A 22,704-nucleotide genomic window follows, 5' to 3' on the forward strand; every position below is an offset into this window, starting at 1 on the left:
GCGTCGCGGTGGGGGAGGCTCAGGAGCCGCCACCCGCCGAGAAGATGTTCTGCGAGATGGAGTTGAGCTGCGTGCGCAGCTCTTCGAGCTCCTGCTTGGCCTTGTCGAGCGCAGCCTTGGTCTCGGGCCAGGTGGAGCCGCGGAACTGGGCGGCGAGGGGGCCGTCCCAGACGTTCGGGTCCGACAGGATGCGACCCTGGGCGTCGAGCTGCGAGATCTGGTCGGTGAAGCCCCCGTTCACGATCGACTGGATCTGCTGAATGGCCGACTTGGCCTGCTCGGTAGAAAGAACGCGCGACATCATTTCCCCTTTTGCTTCGCGCGGCGCACCCACTGCACGCCGTTCATGACGACACGACGATAAACAACGTCGCGGGAGGTGTCCAGGTGTTGACGAGCGGCGGCGGAGGCGGTTATTGGGACGGAACGGCTCCTCGATCTGGGTTTATGAGGGACGCATGAGAACCTGCCACAAGACCCTGATGCTTCGACGAACCCGGGGCTAAGCTCTTGCGGTCGTGAGCGGTCGCCGCGTTCTCTGGGCGACCGCCGAACCAGTGGGGGGTTTCGATGAGCGATGTCGATCTCGAGGTGTACGGGGCACCGGATCTGACCTACGACTTCGGTCTGGCGGACGCGGTGGGCTCCGCCGCGAACGCGGCGGCGGCCGCCGTGGAAGGCCAGACGGCGTCACGCGCGTCGTACGCCGCCACCGCGAAGGAAGACTTCCAGGGCGCCTTCAGCGAGCTCTTCGCGACCAACGCGACGACCGCCGCGAGCGACGCCCGCGAGCTCGCGGCGCGGCTGCGGGACGTGTCGTCGTTCATCGGACGGTTGAGCGACGCGGCGCGCGAGGAGAACGCTCGCCGCAGGCGCGCACGCGAGTGGAAGGCCCGGGTCGAGGCGCGGCGGTCGAACTGGCTGGACGCGACGTGGGACGACATCTTCGGTGAAGAGCCGCCGCCGCAGGGCGGCGAGATCGAACCGCCGGTCTTCAACGCTTCTGCGGTGCCGACCTCACCGCGGCAGACGCCGGCCTCCGGTGGGGGCGGCGGTGGCGGAACGTCCTCTGCCCGACCCGAGAACCTCCGGACCTTCGCCACGGGAAATTCCAACCTGGATGCGGAGCTCTCCGCTCACCCCGGACGAGTGTCGTCGGCTGCGAGCCAGTTCATGGCGACGTGCGATTTCGGGGGGATCGACGTCGGTCCCGTGGTGTCAGGTTTCCAGGCCTGGTTGAGCGCGAATGCGAATGACACGGCGTGGGCGAACACGATCGCTCAAGCGTTCGAGGACGCCGGGACCAATGGCGGGATCGGGACGGTGTCGGATGCCGCGTTGGCGGCGTCGCTGGCCGCGGCGGGGGTGTCCGCGACCCGTCAGGACCTGACCATCGACCCCCCGACCGCGTGGGGTGGCGCCCCGACGACGGGGTTCGTGAACGACCCGGTCAACTCCGCCACCGGCAACTTCCTCGAGCCGGAGAACGACCTGCCGTTCCCCGCGGCGACGGCGCTGCTGTCGCTGACACGCATGTACAACTCCCTCAACGACGGGGCCGGGGTGTTCGGCCTCGGATGGTCCTCGATCCTAGACACCATGCTGCTGCTGGGTGAGGACGATGCCCGGTTCGTGAGGGCGGACGGGCGGCAGATCGTGTTCGGCGTCGACGGGCGCGACTGGGCCCGCGGCACGGGGGAGAACTACTGGCTCAACCGCGCCAGCGCGGCGGAGCTCGCGGCTCGGGGGCTGACCGCGCCCGACGGGCTGCTCGTCACCGACAACGCGGGGGCGTGGTGGGCGTTCACCACCGGCGGCGACTGGCTCGGTGCGGGTGCCGGGGCGGGCAACACCGTTACCGTCCACCGGGATGCCGCGGGCGCGATCGTCGCGCTCGAGCACTCCCGCAACCGGCGCGTGGACGTGGAGTACGTCGATGGGCTCGTGGCATCCGTCACCTCCTCCGACGGTCGCCGCGTCGAGTACCTCTACGACGAACACCGACGCCTGACCGCGGTGTCGGGGCCGGCGGGGACGCGGACGTACCGATGGAACGACGACGACCTCATCGACCAGGTGGTCTCGGCCGCCGGGGTGATCGAGTGCACGAACGTGTACGACGCGCAGCGGCGGGTGCGGGAGCAGGTCACGGAGTTCGGGCGTCACACCCGCTTCACGTACCTGTCGGGTCGGGTGACGGAGGTTGCCGACAGCGACGGGGCGAACGCGAACACGTGGATCGCCGACCGTAAGGGCCGGCTCGTCGGGGTCATCGACACGGACGGCAACCGCCAGTCGATGGCGTACGACCCGGCCGGGAACCTCGTCTCGGTCACCGACCGTGAGGGACGTATCACCGTCCACGCGTACGACGACCGGGGACGGAAGACCCGTACGGTCACCCCTGACGGTGCCGACATCACCTACGGCTACGACGACCACGACCGCGTCACCACCGTCGTCACCGCCGACGGCGGCATCGTCACCTACGACTACCCCAACGATCTGGAGCGCAACCCGTCGCGGATCACCGACCCCGGCGGGGGCGTCACCGAGCTCGACTGGGAGAACGGGCTCCTCCGCCGCGCCCGCGACCCCGAGGGCGTGATCCTCCGCTTCGAGTACGACGCGCACAGCGAACTCATCGCCACGCGCAACGCGGACGGCGCCACCGCTGCCCTCGTCCGCGACGGCGCGGGCCGGGTGACGCAGGCGATCACCCCGCTCGGTGCGATCACCCGGTACACCTATAGCCCCGAGGGTTCGCTGCTGAGCCGGGAGGACCCCGACGGCGCGATCTGGCGCTACGAGCACGGCCCCGGCGGACAGATCACCGCGATCGTCGACCCGCTGGGTGCGCGGACAGAGCTGGAGTACGGCCCGCACGGGGGCCTGACCCGCACCACCGACCCCCTCGGCCGCGCGATCGACCGGTCGTTCGACGCCTTCGGCAACGTCACCGGCGTCACCCTTCCGGGTGGTGCCGCGTGGGGCTTCACCCACGACGCCCTCTCCCGGCTCCGCGAGATCACCGACCCCGCAGGCGGCGTCTGGACCCGCGAGTACGACGCGGTCGGCGAGCTGACGCGGACGACGGATCCGACCGGTGTGTCGGCCGAGGTGTCCCGGACCGACACGACCCGCACGGTCCAGACGGCGTTCGAGCAGACCTCGGTCCGTTACGACTCGTTCGGTCGTCCGGAGAAGATCCAGGATGCCGCGGGCGACGCGTCGCTGGTCACCTACGATCCCTGTGGTCGTCCGGTGGAGGTGCTGAACGCGGACGGCGGGCTCACTCGCCTCGAACGCGACCGCGCGGGCCGTGTCACCGCCGTCACGACCCCGGCCGGTCGCACGACCCGGTATGAGTACGACTCGTGCGGGCGCCCGGTCGCCGCCGTCGACCCGACGGGGGCTCGAACGGCGTTGGAGTACGACGTCGATTCCCGCGTGATCGCCCGTGTCCTTCCCACGGGGGAACGTGTGGAGGTCGAGTACGACGCAACTGGACGGGTGGTACGCGAGCACGTCCCCGGCGGGGGTGTTGCCCGTTTCGGTTACGACAAAGTCGGACGCCTGACCTTCTCGCACGACACCCGGTTCGGCATCCGTCGCTTCTCCTACGACGCGGCCGGTCAGCTGATCACCGCGACCAATGGGATCGGTGGGGTGACACGGTATGCGTATGACGAGCGGGGGCGGGTGGTGTCGATCACCGACCCCGCCGGCGGGGTCACCACCCGCACATACACCCAGCTCGACAAGGTCGCGTCGCAGACCGACCCGCTGGGGCGGGTCACCACCGCCGACTACGACGCCGCGGGTCGTCAGATCCGGCAGACCAGCCCCGACGGGACCGTGACGGAATGGTCGTACGACGACGCCGGCCTCGAGTCCGGGCTCACCGTCAACGGCAAGCGGGTCACCTCGATCCGTCGCGACGCGCGGGCTCGCACGGCGACGATCATCGACCACACCACCGACGAGCCCACCACCCACACCCTCCGGTTCACGCGGCTGGACCGCCTCGCCGAGCGCACCACGGATGGTCGCTCCACCCGGTGGGAGTACGACGCTGATGGTGCTCGCACCCGTCTGATCACTGCCGAGGGGGTGACGGTCGATTACGCGCGGGATGCCGCCGGGCACCTCACCCGCATCGATCACTCCCGTCTGGGTGCGGTGCACTACACCCGCGATGCGTTCGGACGGATCCTCGAAGCCCGCGCCGGCGACAGCCTCCAGACCTGGGAGTACCAGGACGGGTACCCCGTCGCGCACACCCGCACCGACGCCGACGGCGCCACCCTCACCCGCATCACCCGTGACAACGACGGCCGCATCACCGCCGTCGACGGCCCCGACGGCACCACCCGGTACACCCATGACGACGCCGGGCAACTCCTCTCCGCCGTCAGCGACGGACACGCCAACGCCTGGGAGTACGACACCGCCGGCCGCCTCATCCGCGAAACCCGGGACGACGTGGAGCGCTCGTTCGCGTACGACCTCGCCGGGCAACTCCTCACCGTCACCGCACCCGAGGGCGACACGACCTATGCCTACGACGGGCAGGGGCGCCGCACCCGCGAGACGACCCCCACCGGATCGACCGAGTACACGTGGGATGACCGCGGGTGGATCCGTGCGATCACCGCACACACCCCCGACGGACAGCGCCGCACCGACCTGCGCGTGAACGCGCTCGGCGAGCTCGCCGAGATCGACGGCATCCCCCTGACCTGGGATGCCGGCCCCTACGCCGCCACCCCCCTCACCGTCGGGGACATCGACGTGTTCCACGCCCCCGGCTCCCTCACCGGCATCGGCGACACCTGGACCACCGGCGGATGGCGCGGCACCCGCACCACCACCACCGACGACCCCTGGCAGGCCCTCACCACCGCCAACGCCCTCGGCGGCGGAGCCGTCGGGATTAGCCCCGCCGGGGGTCTCGCGGTCGCGGGACTGGAATGGATGGGCGCCCGCGCCTACGACCCCGCCACCCGCGGATTCCTCAGCACCGACCCCCTCACCGCACCCGCCGGCGCCGCCTGGTCAGCGAACCCGTACTCGTACGCCGGTAACGACCCCCTCCACGCCACCGACCCCCTCGGCCTGCAACCCGTCACCGACGAACAACTCACCGCCTACGCCAACGCCCACCAAGGTGCCCTCGCCACCGCCGGCAACGCCATCGGCGAATGGTGGAACGACAACTGGGAATACGTCGCCGGCGGCGCCATGGTCATCGCCGGAGGCGTCATGATCGCCACCGGCGTCGGCGGCCCGGTGGGGGCCATGCTCATCGGCGCCGGCGCCGACACCATCATCCAAAAAGCCACCACCGGCGACGTCAACTGGGGCCAAGTCGCCCTCAGCGGAGCATTCGGCCTCATCCCCGGCGCCGGAGCCGCCGGCGGCCTCCTCGCCCGCACCGGCGTCAACGCCGCCGAAGGTGCCGTAGAAAACACCGCCCAATACCTCATCAGCGGGCAACCCATCACCCCCGGCGGACTCCTCTCCACCGCCGCCACCGGCGCGACCATGTCCGCCGTCACCGCCGGAGCCCTCAACCGCATCCCCGCCAGCAACGCGGTCGCCAAACTTGATGAGGTTCCCGTTCGACCGTCGGTCACTGACACGACAGTGATTCCGTCCAGCGGCACGACTTTCGTTGCGACTCCCCAAGGCACCATCTACGACGTACCTTCCGGATGGGCGTTCAGGGAAGCCGACAACGGGAAGGGTCTGGTCGCGCAGGATCCGGATATGGTCGGTGTCATCAACGCGGGCAACAACATGGACTCCAACACCATCCGAATCATGGACCCAACGGACCGATATCCAAACGGGTACTCGCGATACAGCAACGACGTCGGGCAATGGCTGGACCCCACAACGGGCAAGCCAGGCTCGAAGCCAGCGAGCCATATACCTGCCGACTACGAGGGGATTTATCTCCAATGGCCCCAATAGATCCCACAGCACTGATTACTATCTCCGAAAGTAGCACGGTCGATTTCATCGGTGTCGACCATCGTCTCACTCTTCGCTTCTCCGGGAGGGAGGTTGTCACCATAGAGACAGATTTCTTTTTGCTCAGGCACGGGGATCCCGAGCAGCGGTTCGACCCGGACGGTGATAAGAAGACCCTTGGCGAATTCCTCGACCTTTTCGGTCGCACGGTCACAAGTGTTTTCATTGTCGACGGAGAGTTGCAAATTAAGTTCGATAATCATCTGCTGCTACGGGTGCCGCCTAGCGAAGATTATGAGGCGTGGAGCTACTCTGGCGCCGAGAAGCCTCCGACAAAAATCATCTCGATGCCGGGTGGCGAGTTAGCGATTTGGAGCTCCTGATCCCGCGCTTCGCCCTCCAGGGGTACCCCCGCTCCCGCAAGGATTGCAATTCCGCCTCTCAGAACCTGGCGGTACAAAACAAAGTGGACCGTCTCACTCAGTTGCGAGCAGGAGACATTCGTATCAACCAGCAGCAAGTCAACTACGACGGTGTCCGTGTCGGCGTGAACCGTCCGGACCTGCAGTACTTTCTCGACCGACAGTGACACTATGTGGAGTGGGACCGGACCAGATCGAACAGAGGCCCCCTTCACGAAGAGAGGATGTTGGCAACCGATCTCTCGGGATCGTCCATCTTCACACTCTCGACTGATGAGCGGACTTATGCAGAGCTTGTTCGGAGACACCTTCTATCCCGCGACGAAGAGTATGGGATTCATCCGCAGCTCACCCGAATCTCTCGTTCATGCATACAGCGAGTGGTTCGATCGGCTCGGTCACACCTGCCGCATTCAGGTTCATGAAGCACCCCTGCGAACCGTCATGCCGCTCCTGGAACCTCTCACAGGCGACTCGACACGGATCATCGTCGCCGCGACACGGAGCGCAGAATGGTCGGCAATCTTCGACAACCTCGCGACAGGGGGAGACCCGGTCAGCGACATCGCGGTCCTGACGAAAGCACGACGTACGGATGGCGTACTTGTCGGCTACTCTCCCGACGAAAGGGAGACGCCCGACGGCAAGCTCGGGCGGCTCGGCGCCCGAGTCTTCCGCTACACCGAGTACGACCCTGGCAGTCAGCGGTCTATAGCGCCCCCGACCTGGAGCATCTACCTGGCGCGTCAATCGGGTTCGAAGTGGCTCTTCGAAGCGAAGGGCGAGCCACTGAGCTTCGAGGACCTCAACGTCTACGAGCAGCGCCGGGTGAAAGACCGATTCACGCCCGAGATGTTGGAGCGGTACTGCCGTGAGCTCGGTATCGACCCCTTCGACGAAGACTTCTATCCCGGACCCTGCTATCTGGTGGAGAAGCACGTTGATCCCAGCGCGCTCGGCACCATCACCACCTTCGAAGAACAGCAGCGGAAGTGGCAGATCGTTCCGGGTTCCTGATCCCGTCGCACCAACAGGAAACGGCGGAGAGCAGAGAAGTGAGGCCACACATGCCAGACATCGAAACTGTCAAGTTCAGATATGCACCCCCAGGGGGCCCTCGGTGGCTCCCGTCACGGTTGCGACGACGTCGGCTTGAGATCATAGAGGATTGTCCGCCGAACTCCATCGTCGACTTCTACGGCCTGGCTCAACGCTGTCTGGGCGGTGGTACTGATTTTCAGATGTGCCTCACACTTGCCGGGCGGCTCGCTGACGCCCACGACTCACGATGGGTGGGCTTTCCATTCGCCGCCCCCACGGACGACTAGGACGCGCAAGACCAGCAGTCTTCAGTGGACCCGTACGAGGGCAGAAAATGTTCACATCCGTAAGATTTCGGCGAACCGCCGGTGTCGGTCCTCAGTGGATGCCAGAGCGCTTCAGATCCCGGCGGTATGAGGTTAAAGGGGAGGCGACCGAGCCTCGGATCGTGGACCTCGAGGAGCTTTCCGAACTCTGTGATGGCGGACGCAATACAGATCTCCAGCAATGTCTCTCTCTGGCGACGAGGCTCGCCATCGCGGGCGACCCGCGCTGGGTTTCCTATCCCTCCATCGCAGTGGTCGACGAGTAGTCGGCTCCTTCGATGATCAATCAAAGACATGGAGCGTGAGGAGTTCGAATTGGCAAAGAGCAGCCCGGTATACGCCATTCGCGAGGGCGACATCTTCACAATAGGCATCGACGATCGGCACGTGTACGTGGGGCACGTCATCTGCGAGTACCTGCATGCGTGGTTCGTTGTCATCTTCGACGAATGCAGGACAGCATCCGAAGCTCGCGCGAACCCGACCCACGCACTCGCCTCGCGGCCCCTTTTCGGGGCGATCGTGTTCGACGCGAGGTTCCGCCCGGGAATGTGGGAGCTGATCGGGCATTCCGATTCCCAGCCGGAACGATTCGCCCCCGCGTACAGGACAGGAGATCCTCGCGCCAGAGGCATGAAAATCCTGAACTTCCGGGGTACCAAGATGCGCGCGGCCGCCCCAGAGGAAGCCGAGATCTTCCCTCGCAGGACGTACAACTCGCCGTTGGTGTTGGAGAAGGCCGTCCGAGCCCACGCAGGTCGAGAACGTTGGCTACCGGCGTTCGATGATCTTCTTGTAGCTAACCAGCCAAAATCCGTGGATGTTCTCGGAACATTGTGAGTCGAACATGAGCGCACATCATTCTGCACCCGAGATGTTCTCGAACGGCGGCGACCTCGAGTTCATCGGCGTCGACCACCGCCTCACCCTTCGCTTCTCCGAAGGCGATGTCGTCACCATCGAGACGGAGTTCGCACTGACCCGTCCAGGCTCAACGGAGGTGCTCCTGGATCCTGACGGAGACAAGAAGGCCCTGGGCGAGGTCTTGGCTCTGTTCGGGCGACGCGTCACCGGAGCCGAGATCGTGAGCCACGAATTGCGGATCGCGTTCGACGACTCGACCGTGCTGCGAATCCCTCCCGATCCCGACTACGAGGCGTGGAGTTACTCTGGGCCGGGGAATCCGCGGACGCTCGTCATATCGATGCCGGGCGGCGACTTGACAATATGGACCAGCTGATAGGGAAGGAGCATCTCCGTGCGATCCGTCACTTACGGCCAGATCTTCTTCGCCCACTCGTTGTCTGTCCGTCGAATAGACCGAGCTGCGGTCAACCACGTTCCCCCTCGCAAGTTGTGCGGATGAGGCTCCCCTCCGCGCACCTGTGTCGCGTCTGCGGGTACTTCTCAGACGACCCTCCGTGGGGACTCGATGGCCGCTGCCCGACCTACGAGTACTGTCCCTGCTGCGGCGTCGAGTGGGGCTACCAGGACTCCCTGCTGACGTCCACCGAACGATTTCGATCGGAATGGGTGCAGCGCGGTGGGATATGGACGGACCGCACCGTCCCCGCCGACGGCCTCACGACGAACGAGCGCCTCCAACGCCTCGACACCCACCGGGAAGAAACACCGATGACAGACCTCGCGGGCGAGATCATCTTCCATCCGCGGAGCGCGGGCGGCCGCCGCTCGGGTCCGCCGACCGGCGAGAGCTACTTTCCGACGGCCGCCGTTCTCGCGGCCGCCACGTCGGAACGCGACGCGTTCGGCATCCGCGTGCACCTTGCCCACGTGCCGTCGGCAGCGCGATGGACGCCCTGCAGCGTCGGCGTGCTCGTCCCGGGCGCGCCGTTCTCTGAAGCAATGATCCCCGGCGCTCACCTGCTCGTCTACGGAGGCCCGCACGTGGTGGGACAGCTCCGTCTCCTCGGGTCTGCGGACGAGACGAACGCCCACGCGCCGGGAATCGCGCGATGGGCGAGCGCGGAGATCACGTCCCTCTGCGGGGACCTCAGCGGCATCCTGGATCCGGCAGTGCTGCGCGACGTCACCGACCTGGCCGACCATGCGGAGCCCGGAATCGCGCTGGACCTGCTCTGCGACAAGATTCTCGACGCGGACGCTCCGCTCAATGCCGCGCAGCGCAACCGCCTCCTCACCGTCGGACGGGCGATGGGCCTCGACGAGACCGTCGCCTTCCTCGGTGACGCGCCTGCGGAAGGATGACCGACATGGATCGACAGCTCTGCGTCACCCCGCTCAACGCGCAGGTCGCGATTTTCTCCCCGGGCGCGCCCGAGTTCCCGGAGTGGGAGACCGGCGACGAACCGGCCGTGGCGACGACGACGGCAATCCTGATCGCCACCCGAGACGACCTGGCGGGGGAGGTCACGCTCCGCGTCCGCATCGACGCAGCGCCCGTCGACGGTTTCGCCGAGGTCCTCACCGCAACGCTTCTCCTCTCCGACGGCGTCGTCGCGTTCGGGTCCTTCCTGTCCGGAGAGATCGAACGGATGCCACTTCCCACCGCCGGCGCCCACCTCGCGACCGTGTCCGTCGACGTCCCGGGCGAAGCGAGCAGCGTTCTCGTCACCCTGACGCCCGCGTCCTGAGGCGCGGCGCACCGCCGCCTCTCGGCGGCGGGCCCGATAATGGACTGTGCCCACCTACCGCGACGAAGTCGTGGTCCTGCGTACCCACAAGCTCGGGGAGGCGGACCGCATCCTCACCCTCCTCAGCCGCCGCAACGGCAAGATCCGCGCGGTCGCGAAGGGCGTGCGCCGCACGTCGTCGAAGTTCGGGTCGCGCCTGGAGCCCTTCATGGTCGCCGACGTGCAGCTGTTCAAGGGGCGCAACCTCGACATCGTGCAGCAGGCCGAGTCGCTCGGCTCGTACGGAGCCGACATCGTCGTCAACTACGACCGATACACCACCGCCAGCGCGATGGTCGAGACCGCCGACCGACTGAACGAGGCGGAGGCCACCCCGCAGCAGTACCTTCTGCTCGTGGGCGGTCTGCGCTCCCTCGCGCGCGGCGATCACGCGGAGCGCAGCGTCCTCGATTCCTATCTGCTCCGCGCCATGGCCCTCTCGGGCTGGGCGCCGGGGCTGACCGAGTGCGCGCGCTGCGGCACGGTCGGCGATCACCCGTACTTCCTCGCCCAGCTCGGCGGCGTGGTCTGTTCGACGTGCGCTCCCGCGGGCTCGCCCCGGGTCGCGCGTGAGACGGTCGACATGCTCCGCGCCCTCATGGCGGGGGAGTGGGAGACCATCGACGCCGCCCCCGGACGCACGATCTCGGCGGCCTCGGGTCTCGTGGCCGCGTACGCGCAGTTCCATCTGGAGCGTGGCATCCGTTCCCTCTCGCACTTGGAGACGCACCGATGACGCCCAAGCCGTTCACGCACCGCGACGCCGTGCCGTACCGCCCCCTCGACTGGACGGGGGAGTACCCGCCCGCGTACCCGAAGGGGTCGGTTCCCGAGCACGTCGCGATCGTCATGGACGGGAACGGCCGCTGGGCCAACCGTCAGGGGCTCACGCGCATCGAAGGGCACCGGCAGGGCGAGGCCGCGTTGCTGGACGTCGTGGCCGGGGCGATCCAGGCCGGGGTGAAGCACCTGTCGGTGTATGCGTTCTCGACCGAGAACTGGTCGCGCTCACCCGAGGAAGTGCGCTTTCTCATGGGCTTCAACCGCGAGGTGCTGCACCGCCGCCGCGATCAGCTGAACGAGTGGGACGTGCGCATCCGCTGGTCGGGTCGCAAGCCGCGCCTCTGGGGCTCGGTCATCAAGGAGCTCCAGCACGCGGAACGCCTCACCGAGGGCAACTCGACCCTGACGCTGACGATGTGCGTCAATTACGGCGGGCGGGTGGAGATCGTGGATGCCATGCGCCGCATCGGCGACGACATCGCCGCCGGCAAGCTCAAGCCGTCCGCCGTGACCGAGAAGCTGATCCGCAAGCACCTGTACCAGCCCGACATGCCCGACGTCGACCTCTTCGTGCGGTCGAGCGGCGAACAGCGCACCTCGAACTTCCTGCTGTGGGAGTCGGCGTACGCCGAGATGGTCTTCCTCGACACGCTGTGGCCCGACTTCCGCCGCACGCACCTGTGGGAAGCCATCGGGCTGTACCTCTCGCGCGATCGACGGTTCGGCGGCGCGATCGACACCCCCACCGGGAAATGAATACCGCGATCGGAATAGATCGCTCACCTGAAGGGTTGTGCCCGATATGACGGATGCCATCAAGATCGACGTGTGGAGTGACATCGCCTGCCCCTGGTGCTACATCGGCAAGCGGAACCTCGAGAACGGCCTGGCCGCCACGGCCGACGACGACGACGCCCCGGTCGTCGAGATCGAGTACCACTCGTTCGAGCTCTCGCCCGACACCCCCGAGGACTTCCACGGCGGCGAGGTCGACTACCTCTCGCAGCACAAGGGCATCTCTCCAGACCAGGCACGCGAGATGCTCGATCGCGTCACCGGCGTCGCCGCCGAGGCGGGACTGGCGTACCGCTTCGACATCCTCCAGCACACCAACACCGTCAAAGCCCACGAGCTGCTGCACTTCGCGAAGGAGAACGGCAAGCAGCTGGAGCTGGCCGAGGTCCTCATGTCGGCGTACTTCCTCGAGGGCAAGCACGTGGGTCGCGACGACGACCTCGTCGCTCTGGCGGTGGAGGTCGGTCTCGACGAGGATGCCGCCCGTGAGGCCCTCGCATCGCAGCGCTACCGTGCCGCGGTCCGCGCCGACCAGGAGCAGGCGCAGCAGTTCGGGATCACGGGCGTGCCGTTCTTCGTGATCGACGGCAAGTACGGGGTGAGTGGAGCGCAGCCGGTCGAGGCGTTCAGCCAGATCGCCCGTCAGGTGTGGGGCGAGCGCCGCGAGGCATCCGCGACCGCCGACGCCTGACTTTTCCTCCACAGCGGTGTCCGCACCCGGCTTCGGCCGGAGCGGGCACCGCTGTCGCACGACGTCTGGGAGAATGAGACAGTGAACACGGCATTGGCTCCGGCGCGGACGCTCCGCATCGGCAACATCGAGCTCGACGCCCCCGTCGTCCTCGCTCCGATGGCCGGCATCACGAACACGGCGTTCCGTCGCCTGTGTCGCGAGTACGGTGCCGGGCTGTACGTGAGCGAGATGATCACGACGCGCGCCCTCGTCGAGCGCAACGACACGACCATGCGGCTGATCCGCCACCACGAGTCCGAGACCCCGCGTTCGATCCAGCTCTACGGCGTCGACCCGGCGACGGTCGAAGCGGCCGTGCGCATCATCGTCGACGAAGACCACGCTGACCACATCGACCTCAACTTCGGCTGCCCCGTTCCGAAGGTCACCCGGCGCGGCGGCGGTGCCGCCCTCCCGTGGAAGACGTCCCTGTTCCGTGAGATCGTCGAACGGGCGGTCCGCGCGGCGGGCGACAAGCCCCTCACGATCAAGATGCGCAAGGGCATCGACGCCGATCACCTGACCTACCTCGAGGCCGGGCGCATCGCCGAAGGAGCGGGAGTGGCATCCATCGCCCTGCACGCGCGCACCGCGAGCGAGTTCTACTCGGGCCACGCCGACTGGTCGGCGATCACGAAGCTGAAAGAGACCGTCACGAGCGTGCCGGTCCTCGGCAACGGCGACATCTGGTCGGCCGACGACGCCGCGCGCATAATGGCCGAGACCGGCTGCGACGGCGTCGTGGTCGGTCGCGGATGCCTCGGGCGCCCGTGGCTCTTCGGCGACCTCGCCCGGGCGCTGGGCCAGCCGGGCGCCGCCCACTGCGAGCCCGTCGACGCGACCCTGGGATTCGTCGCGAGAGCCTTCCGTCGCCACGCCGAACTCCTCGTCGAGTTCTTCGAAGACGAAGGGCGCGGATGCCGCGACATCCGCAAGCACGTCGCCTGGTACTTCAAGGGGTACCCCGTCGGCGGGGAGCTGCGGGCGAGCCTCGCGACCGCGTCGACCCTCGACGAGATCGACGAGCTACTCGCGACCATGGAGCTCGACGCCCCCTACCCGGGGGCAGCGGCCGAGGGCCAGCGCGGTCGCGCGGGCACGCCGAAGCGTCCCGCGCTGCCGGACGGCTGGCTCGACTCGCGCGAGATCGGCGACGCCGCCGGCCGCGAACTCGCCGAAGCGGAGCTGCACCACAGTGGCGGCTGAGGTGACGGTGGCCTCCGCCCGCCCCCTCGGGTACGCGGATGCCGATGCCGCCCGGTTCCACGAAGAGAAGCACCGCTCGCAGCGCGACGACTTCGCGCGCGATCGTGCCCGCGTGCTGCACTCCGCGGCACTCCGGCGTCTCGCGGCGAAGACGCAGGTGCTGAGCCCCGCGAGCCCGGCCGACTTCGCGCGCAATCGCCTCACGCACTCGCTCGAGGTCGCGCAGGTCGGGCGCGAGCTCGCCACCGCGCTGCAGCTCTCACCCGACGTCGTCGACACGGCCTGCCTCAGCCACGACCTCGGTCACCCCCCGTTCGGCCACAACGGCGAGCGGGCGCTGAACGACTGGGCGTCCGACATCGGCGGCTTCGAGGGCAACGCGCAGACCCTGCGCATCCTCACGCGCCTCGAGCCCAAGGTGTTCGGCGCCGAAGGGGAGCCGTTCGGTCTCAACCTGACGCGCGCCAGCCTCGACGCCACCTGCAAATACCCGTGGACGGTCGACGAGCCCGTGCCCGACCCGGGCGGGCGTCTGAAGTTCGGCGTCTACCCCGACGACGAACCGGTCTTCCACTGGATGCGCGGGGGAGCCCCCGCCCGACAGCGCTGCATCGAGGCAGAGGTCATGGACCTCTCCGACGACATCGCGTACTCGGTGCACGATTTCGAAGACGCCGTCGTCAACCGGTACGTCGATCCCGCCCGGCTGGCATCCCGGGTCGGTCGTGAGGGGCTGCTCGACGCGATCCAGCGCTGGGTCGGGTACGACTTCGTGCGCGACGACCTCGCGCAGGCGCTCGACCGGCTCATGGCCATGCCCGAGTGGATCCACTCCTTCGACGGCACGCGCCCCGCTCTCGCCCGGCTGAAGAACCTCACCTCCGACCTCATCGGACGCTTCGCGCGCGCCGCGACCGCGGCCACGCGCGAGGCCTACCCGGCCGACGAGCTCACGCGCTACCGCGCGCGCGTCATCGTCCCCGCCGAGGTCGAGACCGAGATGGCCGTGCTGAAGGGCATCATCGGCGCGACCGTGGTCTCGATCGACGGCCGCAAGGTTCTGTACCGCGAGCAGCGGAACGTGCTCAAGCGCTTGGCATCCGCCCTCTGGGAGAACCCGGGAGCCCTCGACGCGTTGCACGCCCCCGATTTCGCCGCCGCGGCGGACGACACCGCTCGCCGCCGGGTCGTCGTCGACCAGGTCGCGAGCCTGACCGACCAACTCGCGATCGCCTGGCACAACCGGTTGGTCGGAGAAGTCGATGCCGCCGAGCTCGGCGTCTGGGCCCCCGGCTCCCGTGCGCCCCGCGGGGCGGATGCCTGATGGCCCGAATCCGCCAGTCCGACATCGACGAGGTCAAAGCGCGGGTCAACATCGCGGACGTCGTCGGTGAGCGCGTCGCGCTGAAGTCGGCGGGCGTCGGCTCGATGAAGGGGCTCTGTCCCTTCCACGACGAGCGCAGTCCGAGTTTCCACGTGCGACCGCAGGTCGGCTACTACCACTGCTTCGGGTGTGGCGAGTCGGGAGACGTCTACTCGTTCCTGCGAGCGATGGATCACGTCTCGTTCACCGAGGCCGTCGAGCGGATGGCCGCGCGCGTGGGCTACACGCTGCACTACGAAGACGGCGGCCCCGCCCCCGAGACGACCGGGCGCTCGCGCCTATACGCCGCGAACGCCGCGGCCGCCGAGTTCTTCCGCGCGCAGCTCATGACGCCCGAGGCCGAGACCGGCCGGCGCTTCCTCGGCGACCGCGGCTTCGACGCCGGCGCCGCGGCGCACTTCGGCGTCGGTTATGCACCGAAAGGCTGGTCGCACCTCATGGACCACCTCCTCGCGCAGAAGTTCACGCGCGAGGAGCTGTTGCAGGCGGGCCTCGTGTCGCAAGGCCAGCGCGGGGTTTACGACCGATTCCGCGGCCGGCTCGTGTGGCCCATCCGCGATGTGACCGGCCAGGTCATCGGCTTCGGCGCGCGCAAGCTGTACGACGACGACCAGGGACCGAAATACCTCAACACCCCCGAGACGCCGATCTACAAGAAGGCGCAGGTGCTCTACGGCCTCGACCTCGCGAAGCGCGACATCTCGCGCTCGCATCGGGTCGTCGTGGTCGAGGGCTACACCGACGTCATGGCGTGCCACCTCGCGGGCGTCACCACCGCGATCGCGTCGTGCGGAACCGCGTTCGGCAGCGACCACATCACCGTGCTCCGCCGCGTGATGGGCGACGACAGCTCGTCGGGCGAGGTGGTCTTCACCTTCGATCCGGATGCCGCCGGCCAGAAGGCGGCGCTGCGCGCCTTCGCCGACGAGAAGCGCTTCGCGGCCCAGACCTACGTCGCCGTGGCTCCCGAGGGTCTCGACCCGTGCGATCTGCGCCTCCAGCGCGGAGACGGCGCCGTGCGGGCCCTCATGGACACCAAAGCGCCGATGTTCGAGTTCGTCATCGACCAGCGGCTGAAGGACTTCGACCTCGGGAGCGTCGAAGGTCGCGCGGGGGCGCTTCGCGCGGCCGCCCCGATCGTCGCCGACATCCGCGATCCCGCGCTACGCCCCGGCTACGTCCGGGTGCTCGCCCGCCGCCTCGGTCTCGACATGCCCGAGGTGCAGGCCGCGGTCGAACGGGCGGCGCGCGGCGCCGATCGGGCCGAGAAACGTCACGCGCAGAAGGGGCAGGATTCAGCTCCGGTGGCGATCTCGGTCACCCTCGCCTCGCTTCCCAACACCCGTGACGTCGCCCTCGAGCGCGGCGCGATGATGGCGTTCCTGCAGTACGGGCACCGGATCGAGCCCGAGCTCTTCCTCCGCGCGCTGCAGACGCCGTTCGGCCATCCCGCCCTCGAGGCCGTGCGCAGCGCCCTGGCATCCACCGATCTGTCGCAACCCGGCTGGGCCGTGACCGCCGTCGAGTCGGTTCGCGAGCCGTTCCGCTCGCTCGCCGCCGAACTGCTGACGGCCGAGTTCCCCGCTCGCACCGAGGAAGGCGCGGTCGTCGCGGCCAACGACCTCTCGCGTCGACTCCTCGTCCGAGAGATCGAACGGGAGAAGGCCGAACTCGTACGCGAGGTGCAGCGCGTGCCCGCCGACACCGACGAAGGGCGGCGCCTCGGCATGAGACTGCGCGACCTCGAAGCGGACCGCCAGCGGCTCATCGCGTCCTGACCGTCCCCTCCAACGGCACGCGCTACCGCACCGGCGTGTCGAGAGGGAAGCCCGATGCGTCCGCGCGGCTCTTCAGGGAGGATGAGGGAATGCCCCGGACCCTCGACACCGACGTCGCCATCCGCGCCGACGATCTCTCGCTTGCCCGTGGGGGCACCCGGGTGATCGACGGCATCACCCTGAAGCTGCCCTTCGCGCAGACGCTCGTCGTGAGAGGCGCGACGGGATCCGGCAAGACCTCCCTGGTGTCGATGCTCGCGGGCCGCCCCGACGAAGGGCTCAGCGTCGTCGGGGGGGAGGCGTACGTCCACGGCATCTCGGCCCGGCGTCCGGGTCGCGCGCACCGCGAGTGGACGTTCCACACGGGCTACCTGCCGCAAGGAGCCGGCGCGTCGTTGCCCTCGCGCTTGACGGTGCAGGACGTCATCGCCGAGCCCATCACGAGCCGCGACCGCCGCGTCAATAGCCGCGCGCTCGCTGTGCGCGTCGCGACGCTCCTCGACGAGATGGAGCTCCCGCTCGGCACCGCACCGAAGTATCCCTACGAGCTCAGCGCGGGCATGCGTCAGCGGGTGGCCCTCGCCCGGGCGTTCGTGCTCGAGCCGCGCCTCTTCGTGGCCGACGACCTCTACGCCAACCTCGACGTCGAAGTGCGCGCGGCCGCTCGCGCGTCGATCGTGCGCCGACGCGACGAGCGCGGCATGGCGTCGCTCGTCGTGACGAACGATGCCGATGCGCCCACCGACCTCGATGCCGACGTTCTGGTGCTGCACGGCGGGCACGCCGTCGCTCTCGGTCATGGCTCGGACGAACTGCAGTGGACCCCGGGCGGCGCGCCCGACCGACGCGTTTCGACGGCCTGATTTTTCGACTACCCCGCGGTGCTGTTAGTATCGTGTGGTTGCCCGCCGCAAGGCGAGCATGATCCTCGGTAGCTCAATTGGCAGAGCAATCGGCTGTTAACCGATAGGTTCTTGGTTCGAGTCCAAGCCGGGGAGCGAGAGACCCACGCCCATCTAGCGTGGCTCTCACCCTAGGCCCGGGCTTCCACCCCGGGCCTTACCTTTTGTCCGCACGTCGCGGCTCACACGCGACCCGCGGGGCGGGGATGCCTGCGAGGCTGGGGGAGTGACCCCCGCACTCGACCCCGCCCGCTACGACCTCGACTCCCTGCGCGAAAGGCTGCTCGACGAGCGCGGGGGAGAGGTGGATGACAGCATTCCCCAGCTCGCGGAGGCCGATCCCGACCTCTGCGCGCTCGCCCTCGCCCTTCCGGACGGCACCGTGCGACGCAGTCGAGACGCCGACGTGCCGTTCAGCATCCAATCGGCGGTGAAGCCGTTCCTCTTCGCCCTGGCGCTGCGGGACACCGACGGCGACGCCCTCGACCGGGTCGGGATCGAGCCGACGGGGGAGTCCTTCGACGCGATCAAACTCGAAAGCGGAACGGGCCGACCCCCGAACCCGATGGTGAACGCGGGCGCCCTGCTGACAGCGTCGCTCGTGGACGGCGGGGACGCCGAGGAGCGCAGTGCCCGCATCGCGCGCGGACTCGCGGCCTTCGCGGGCCGCGACCTCGACGTGGACGAAGCGATCGCGCACAATGAACACCTCCTCGGCGATCGCAATCACGCCCTCGCGCACCTCATGCGAGCGGAGGGCACCCTCGCCGTGTCCGCCGACGACGCCGTCGCGGTCTACGCCCGCGCCTGCGCGACGCTCGTGGATGCCGAGACCCTCGCGATCATGGGAGCAACCCTGGCGCTCGGCGGCGTCAATCCGTGCACCGGCGACCGGGTGATCCCGGAGCGCGTCGCACGCGACGTCGTCTCGGTGATGGCGACGTGCGGTGTCTACGACGGTTCCGGTCGATGGATGCGAGCCGTCGGCATCCCGGCGAAGTCCAGCGTGTCGGGGGCGATCGTCCTGTCGGCACCCGGCCGCCTCGGTGCGGCCGTCGTCAGCCCGCCCCTCGACGCTCAGGGCACGAGCGTGCGCGGACACCGCGCGAGCGAGGTGCTCAGTGAAGAACTCGACCTGCACTCCTTCGCAACCCGCCACGGCTGACCCTCGGGTCGTCGCGGGTGTGAGAGCATCGGCGAGGACGCGGCTCCGTGGCGTCCACGAAGGAGTTCCGATGCCACCCACCGCACGCCGCCGCGCCTCTCGCAGCGTGACGATCGGGGTCGTCGCGGCCCTCGCCGCATCTCTCACCGGGTGCGGTCAGGGCACCAACGTCTCGGAGGACTACGCGCAGATCTGCCGCGACAACGCGACCGAGAAACGCCTCCCCGACGACGACTGCAACAACCACGGCGGAACGGCCCACTGGTACTACCTGCCGCTGGGCTCCAGCGGGCGGAACGTGCCCGCCGTCGGACAGCCCGCGACGGGAGGCACCGACGCGCTGCCGTCGGGCAAGACCGCCGCGAAGGGCATCTCCGGCGACGGCGCCAGCGTCTCCCGCGGTGGCTTCGGCGGCTCGGGATCCGACGGAAGCCACGGCGGCTGATGCGCCGCATCGAACTGGCGCCCCGGCCGGACTGGGAGCGGACCATCAAGCAGTCCGGTCTCATCTACTCGCGATCGCTGCGCGACGACGGGTCTGCGGTCGAGTACTGGAACGATGGCGCGGCGTACGTGTTCACGCTTCCCGAGGTCGAAGCGCTCGAGAAGCAGACCGAAGAGCTGCACCGCATTAGCCGCGAGGCCGCCCGGTACATGGCATCCGGAGAACTCGGCCACCTCGGACTCACCCCTCAGGCGTTCGAGTTCGCGCAGTGGTCGCTCGAGCAGGACGAGCCCGACGTGTACGCGCGGTTCGACCTCGCGTACGCCGGCGACGGTTCCCCGGCGAAGATGCTCGAGTACAACGCCGACACCCCCACCGGGCTGATCGAAGCGTCGCTGACGCAGTGGTTCTGGCTGCAGGACCGGATCAAGAGCGGCGCGCTCCCCGCCGACACCGACCAGTGGAACGGGCTGCACGAAGCGCTCGTCGAGCGTTGGCGCGTTCTTCTGCACCGATCGCTCCGCGAGGGCGAGGGCGGGCGCCTGTTCGTCGCGCACTCGGATGCCGACATCTACGGCGAGGACTGGGACACCGTCGCCTACATGCGCGACCTCGCGGGCGAGGCGGGCTGGGAGCACACCGGCATCGAGATGAAGGACATCGGCTGGCACCACGGCGCGCGCCAGTTCGTGGGCGTGCCGGAACCGTGGGGCTCGTCGCGCAGCGTCAACGCACTGCCCGGCGACGCTCCGGGTACGCAGTACCCGGTGATCCGCAACCTCTTCAAGCTCTACCCCTGGGAGGACGTGGTCTCAGGCGACGACCGGGTCGTCGGCGACCAGGAGTTCGGGTCGCTGCTCATCGCCGGTCGCGGCCTGTTCGGACGCTGGTTCGAGCCCGCGTGGAAGATGTTCCTCTCGAACAAGCTGCTGCTCGTCGCGCTGTGGCGCCTCTACCCCGACCACCCGAACCTGCTGCCGGCGTACGCTGACGGACCGAACGGCATGACCGACTACGTCGTCAAACCCGTCTTCGGCCGCGAGGGCGACGGCATCCGGGTCCACCGCGCCGACGGGAGCGTGACCACGAACGGTCAGGAGTACCGCCGCGAAGGAACGGGACGCGAGCGTGTCTGGCAGCAGTACCACGAGCTGCCCGACTTCCCCGGGTCGAACGGGAGCAACCACCCCGTGCTCGGGTCGTGGGTCGTGAGCGACGAGGCGTTCGGGGTCGGCATCCGCGAATCCGACGGGCCGATCACCGACTACTTCTGCCGCTTCGCGCCGAACATCATCGAGAGCTGAGCTCTCGCGGGGCCCCACACGCGTCGATGCTCACGCGTCGATGTCGTCGACTCCCGGCATCCACGACGCACCAGGCTTACCCCACTTGCGCTTCTTCGCGATCTTCGCGACCACCCGGCTGTCCTCGTCGTCGAGGCGATCGACGTACAGGATGCCGTCGAGGTGATCGAACTCGTGCTGGAGGATGCGCGCACGCCAACCGGTGACCTCGATGCGGACGGGCTGCCCGTCGAGGTCGACGCCCGTGAGCAGCGCCGCGTCGGAGCGGCGGAGGGGGAAGCGCTCGCCCGGGAACGACAGGCACCCCTCGGACTCGTCGTCGGGATCGGGGTAACCGGGTTCGAGCGGGCGGATCCACAGCTCCGGGTTGATGACGACGCCCCGCCACGGCAGGCCCTCGTCGTCTTCGTACGTGTACGTGAAGATGCGCAGTCCCACTCCCACCTGGGGTGCGGCGAGACCGACGCCGGGGGCGGCATCCATCGTCTCGAACATATCGGCGACGAGGGTGCGCACCTCTTCGGTGATCTCGTCGACGCGGGCGGCGGGAGCGTGCAGCACGGGATCACCCATGATGCGAATCGGGAGAACGGCCACGTCACCAGCCTAATCGCGGAGGCGGCGGCTATCGTCGGAGGGTGATCCCGCTCGATGTCTCCCTCAGCGACGGAATCGACCAACTCGTCGGTGTCTTCCGCGACCCCCGCATCCTCCTCGGCATCCCGCTCGCCCTTCTCGGGGCGGTGTTCATGTCGTTCGGGGCGCAGTACCAGCACCGCGGGGTGCAGAAGGTCGAGCGCCTCTCGGGCAAGACCACCGGCGGACTCTCTCGCAAGCAGCTGACCTCGCTCCTCACGCGTCCGTCGTGGGTGGCGGGCACGGTCATGCTCGGCCTCGCGATCGTGTGCCAGCTCGCGGCCCTCTCGGTCGCGCCGCTGATCCTCGTGCAGCCGCTCGGGGCGATCGCACTCGTCATCACGACGGTGCTGAACGCTCGGGTGTCACGGCACAAGCCGACGCGTCAGTCGCTCGTCGCGATCGCGCTGTGTGTCGGCGGCATTCTCGTCTTCGTCACGATCGCGGCGTTCTTCGCCACCGAGCACGTGGTCACCGAGCGCGAGCTACTGATCATCCTCGGCATCCTGGCCGTGGTCGTCGTCGTCTTCGGGGTGTTCTGGATCCTCGTCCGCCGCAAGGCCCAGGCGCTGTTCTACATCATGGCCGCCGGCGTCATCTACGGCTTCGTCGCCACCCTCGCGAAGGTCGTCATCAGCCGCGCGCAGGCCGGCGACTTCGAGTGGCTGACCCTGCTGTGCCTGGTGGCGTTGCTCGCCGCTGTCGCCGTGGGCGCGTACTTCGTGCAGACGGCGTACTCGGTCGGCCCGCCCGACCTCGTGATCGCGGGACTCACCGTGATCGACCCGATCGTGGCCGTGCTCATCGGCCTGCTCGTGCTCGGCGAGGCCTCGACGGCCCCCGCGTGGGCGCTCATCGGTTTCGTCATCGCCGGCGCGATCGCCACCTGGGGTGTGATCCAGCTGACCAAGCATCACCCGCAGGTGACCGCCGACGGCAAGCCCAAGCAGCCGCGCGTCCACTGACTCGGCGGGACCTTTCGCGTCGATAGCCGGTCGACGGGAGTTTCGGCGGCGAGCCGCGTCGACCGTCGGCGAGGAACAACGGATGCCGGTAGGCTCGTCGTCGCTGGGGGCGGTGGCCAAGCTGGTCAAGGCAGCGGGCTCATAACCCGACGATCGTGGGTTCAAGTCCCACCCGCCCTACCCATT

At 68.4% G+C, this 22,704-nt stretch carries 20 protein-coding genes and 2 tRNA genes; 20 read left to right on the forward strand and 2 right to left on the reverse strand.

All coding sequences use genetic code 11. From position 1 onward, the window contains the following. Nucleotides 1–19 precede the first annotated feature (19 nt). The gene (locus P2P98_RS12740) at nucleotides 20–301 is read right to left on the reverse strand and encodes a pyrophosphorylase (protein ID WP_081317249.1); all 282 of its coding nucleotides are present in this window, start codon (nucleotides 299–301) and stop codon (nucleotides 20–22) included. A gap of 269 nt (nucleotides 302–570) precedes the next feature. On the opposite strand from P2P98_RS12740, the gene P2P98_RS12745 reads away from it, so the two are divergent. The 18 genes from P2P98_RS12745 to P2P98_RS12830 all read left to right on the forward strand — a co-directional run bounded on the left by P2P98_RS12745 (nucleotide 571) and on the right by P2P98_RS12830 (nucleotide 20,917). Then, on the forward strand, nucleotides 571–5,979 hold the full coding sequence (locus P2P98_RS12745; RefSeq protein ID WP_275800277.1) for a DUF6531 domain-containing protein: 5,409 nt from the start codon (nucleotides 571–573) through the stop codon (nucleotides 5,977–5,979). Continuing rightward, nucleotides 5,967–6,362 (forward strand): DUF6188 family protein, encoded by a 396-nt coding sequence (locus P2P98_RS12750; protein ID WP_275800278.1) that lies wholly within the window; start codon nucleotides 5,967–5,969, stop codon nucleotides 6,360–6,362. The genes P2P98_RS12745 and P2P98_RS12750 overlap by 13 nt, the downstream gene beginning before the upstream one ends. A 312-nt stretch (nucleotides 6,363–6,674) precedes the next feature. Continuing rightward, entirely contained in the window at nucleotides 6,675–7,418 is a 744-nt protein-coding gene (locus P2P98_RS12755; RefSeq protein ID WP_275800279.1) for a hypothetical protein, read from the forward strand. Nucleotides 7,419–8,062: 644 nt separating this feature from the next. After that, nucleotides 8,063–8,608, forward strand: coding sequence for an Imm26 family immunity protein (locus P2P98_RS12760; protein ID WP_275800280.1), 546 nt, complete (start codon nucleotides 8,063–8,065; stop codon nucleotides 8,606–8,608). A 7-nt stretch (nucleotides 8,609–8,615) separates the two neighbouring features. Further along, the gene (locus P2P98_RS12765; protein ID WP_275800281.1) at nucleotides 8,616–9,008 is read left to right on the forward strand and encodes a DUF6188 family protein; all 393 of its coding nucleotides are present in this window, start codon (nucleotides 8,616–8,618) and stop codon (nucleotides 9,006–9,008) included. Nucleotides 9,009–9,130: 122 nt separating this feature from the next. After that, complete coding sequence (locus P2P98_RS12770; protein WP_275800282.1) at nucleotides 9,131–9,997, forward strand: MafI family immunity protein; 867 nt, start codon at nucleotides 9,131–9,133, stop codon at nucleotides 9,995–9,997. 5 nt (nucleotides 9,998–10,002) lie between these two features. Next, a complete protein-coding gene (locus tag P2P98_RS12775) occupies nucleotides 10,003–10,383 on the forward strand; it encodes a hypothetical protein (protein ID WP_275800283.1) in 381 nt (126 codons plus the stop codon). A 46-nt stretch (nucleotides 10,384–10,429) separates the two neighbouring features. Then, on the forward strand, nucleotides 10,430–11,158 hold the full coding sequence (gene recO, locus P2P98_RS12780; RefSeq protein ID WP_275800285.1) for a DNA repair protein RecO: 729 nt from the start codon (nucleotides 10,430–10,432) through the stop codon (nucleotides 11,156–11,158). After that, entirely contained in the window at nucleotides 11,155–11,961 is an 807-nt protein-coding gene (locus tag P2P98_RS12785; protein WP_275800286.1) for an isoprenyl transferase, read from the forward strand. The genes recO and P2P98_RS12785 overlap by 4 nt, the downstream gene beginning before the upstream one ends. 46 nt (nucleotides 11,962–12,007) lie before the next feature. Next, the gene (locus P2P98_RS12790) at nucleotides 12,008–12,691 is read left to right on the forward strand and encodes a DsbA family oxidoreductase (protein ID WP_058595605.1); all 684 of its coding nucleotides are present in this window, start codon (nucleotides 12,008–12,010) and stop codon (nucleotides 12,689–12,691) included. Between the two features lie 81 nt (nucleotides 12,692–12,772). Next, nucleotides 12,773–13,939: a tRNA dihydrouridine synthase DusB gene (gene dusB, locus P2P98_RS12795; RefSeq protein ID WP_275800287.1), complete on the forward strand. Its 1,167-nt coding sequence runs from the start codon at nucleotides 12,773–12,775 to the stop codon at nucleotides 13,937–13,939. A gap of 1 nt (nucleotide 13,940) precedes the next feature. Continuing rightward, nucleotides 13,941–15,263 (forward strand): deoxyguanosinetriphosphate triphosphohydrolase, encoded by a 1,323-nt coding sequence (locus tag P2P98_RS12800; protein WP_275800288.1) that lies wholly within the window; start codon nucleotides 13,941–13,943, stop codon nucleotides 15,261–15,263. Next, nucleotides 15,263–17,101 (forward strand): DNA primase, encoded by a 1,839-nt coding sequence (dnaG, locus tag P2P98_RS12805; RefSeq protein WP_275800290.1) that lies wholly within the window; start codon nucleotides 15,263–15,265, stop codon nucleotides 17,099–17,101. The genes P2P98_RS12800 and dnaG overlap by 1 nt, the downstream gene beginning before the upstream one ends. 89 nt (nucleotides 17,102–17,190) lie before the next feature. Continuing rightward, nucleotides 17,191–17,964, forward strand: coding sequence for an ATP-binding cassette domain-containing protein (locus P2P98_RS12810; protein ID WP_275800291.1), 774 nt, complete (start codon nucleotides 17,191–17,193; stop codon nucleotides 17,962–17,964). Nucleotides 17,965–18,026: 62 nt separating this feature from the next. Then, nucleotides 18,027–18,099, forward strand: a tRNA-Asn gene (locus P2P98_RS12815). A 130-nt stretch (nucleotides 18,100–18,229) separates the two neighbouring features. Continuing rightward, nucleotides 18,230–19,168, forward strand: coding sequence for a glutaminase A (glsA, locus tag P2P98_RS12820; protein ID WP_275800292.1), 939 nt, complete (start codon nucleotides 18,230–18,232; stop codon nucleotides 19,166–19,168). Between the two features lie 70 nt (nucleotides 19,169–19,238). Next, nucleotides 19,239–19,613 (forward strand): hypothetical protein, encoded by a 375-nt coding sequence (locus P2P98_RS12825; protein ID WP_058595611.1) that lies wholly within the window; start codon nucleotides 19,239–19,241, stop codon nucleotides 19,611–19,613. Then, entirely contained in the window at nucleotides 19,613–20,917 is a 1,305-nt protein-coding gene (locus P2P98_RS12830) for a glutathionylspermidine synthase family protein (RefSeq protein ID WP_275800294.1), read from the forward strand. The genes P2P98_RS12825 and P2P98_RS12830 overlap by 1 nt, the downstream gene beginning before the upstream one ends. 30 nt (nucleotides 20,918–20,947) lie before the next feature. Here P2P98_RS12830 and def read toward each other — a convergent pair whose 3' ends face one another. Then, nucleotides 20,948–21,514 (reverse strand): peptide deformylase, encoded by a 567-nt coding sequence (gene def, locus P2P98_RS12835; RefSeq protein WP_081317250.1) that lies wholly within the window; start codon nucleotides 21,512–21,514, stop codon nucleotides 20,948–20,950. Nucleotides 21,515–21,555: 41 nt separating this feature from the next. Here def and P2P98_RS12840 point away from each other — a divergent pair, with 41 nt between their 5' ends. Continuing rightward, nucleotides 21,556–22,518, forward strand: a complete 963-nt coding sequence (locus P2P98_RS12840) for a DMT family transporter (protein WP_275800295.1) — start codon at nucleotides 21,556–21,558, stop codon at nucleotides 22,516–22,518. 106 nt (nucleotides 22,519–22,624) lie between these two features. Next, a tRNA-Ile gene (locus P2P98_RS12845) sits at nucleotides 22,625–22,698 on the forward strand. The last annotated feature ends 6 nt before the right edge of the window (nucleotides 22,699–22,704 follow it).

Source organism: Microbacterium sp. Kw_RZR3, assembly GCF_029222405.1.
GTDB lineage: Bacteria > Actinomycetota > Actinomycetes > Actinomycetales > Microbacteriaceae > Microbacterium.

Bases quoted from the DNA above. Each gene is read 5' to 3' on its own strand.
- P2P98_RS12810 (WP_275800291.1), top strand. From the start codon at position 17,191: ATGCCCCGGACCCTCGACACCGACGTCGCCATCCGCGCCGACGATCTC.
- dnaG (WP_275800290.1), top strand. From the start codon at position 15,263: ATGGCCCGAATCCGCCAGTCCGACATCGACGAGGTCAAAGCGCGGGTC.
- P2P98_RS12760 (WP_275800280.1), top strand. From the start codon at position 8,063: ATGGAGCGTGAGGAGTTCGAATTGGCAAAGAGCAGCCCGGTATACGCC.
- P2P98_RS12775 (WP_275800283.1), top strand. From the start codon at position 10,003: ATGGATCGACAGCTCTGCGTCACCCCGCTCAACGCGCAGGTCGCGATT.
- P2P98_RS12825 (WP_058595611.1), top strand. From the start codon at position 19,239: ATGCCACCCACCGCACGCCGCCGCGCCTCTCGCAGCGTGACGATCGGG.
- P2P98_RS12770 (WP_275800282.1), top strand. From the start codon at position 9,131: ATGAGGCTCCCCTCCGCGCACCTGTGTCGCGTCTGCGGGTACTTCTCA.
- P2P98_RS12790 (WP_058595605.1), top strand. From the start codon at position 12,008: ATGACGGATGCCATCAAGATCGACGTGTGGAGTGACATCGCCTGCCCC.
- P2P98_RS12750 (WP_275800278.1), top strand. From the start codon at position 5,967: ATGGCCCCAATAGATCCCACAGCACTGATTACTATCTCCGAAAGTAGC.
- P2P98_RS12745 (WP_275800277.1), top strand. From the start codon at position 571: ATGAGCGATGTCGATCTCGAGGTGTACGGGGCACCGGATCTGACCTAC.
- P2P98_RS12765 (WP_275800281.1), top strand. From the start codon at position 8,616: ATGAGCGCACATCATTCTGCACCCGAGATGTTCTCGAACGGCGGCGAC.
- P2P98_RS12785 (WP_275800286.1), top strand. From the start codon at position 11,155: ATGACGCCCAAGCCGTTCACGCACCGCGACGCCGTGCCGTACCGCCCC.
- P2P98_RS12755 (WP_275800279.1), top strand. From the start codon at position 6,675: ATGAGCGGACTTATGCAGAGCTTGTTCGGAGACACCTTCTATCCCGCG.
- P2P98_RS12830 (WP_275800294.1), top strand. From the start codon at position 19,613: ATGCGCCGCATCGAACTGGCGCCCCGGCCGGACTGGGAGCGGACCATC.
- P2P98_RS12740 (WP_081317249.1), bottom strand. From the start codon at position 301: ATGTCGCGCGTTCTTTCTACCGAGCAGGCCAAGTCGGCCATTCAGCAG.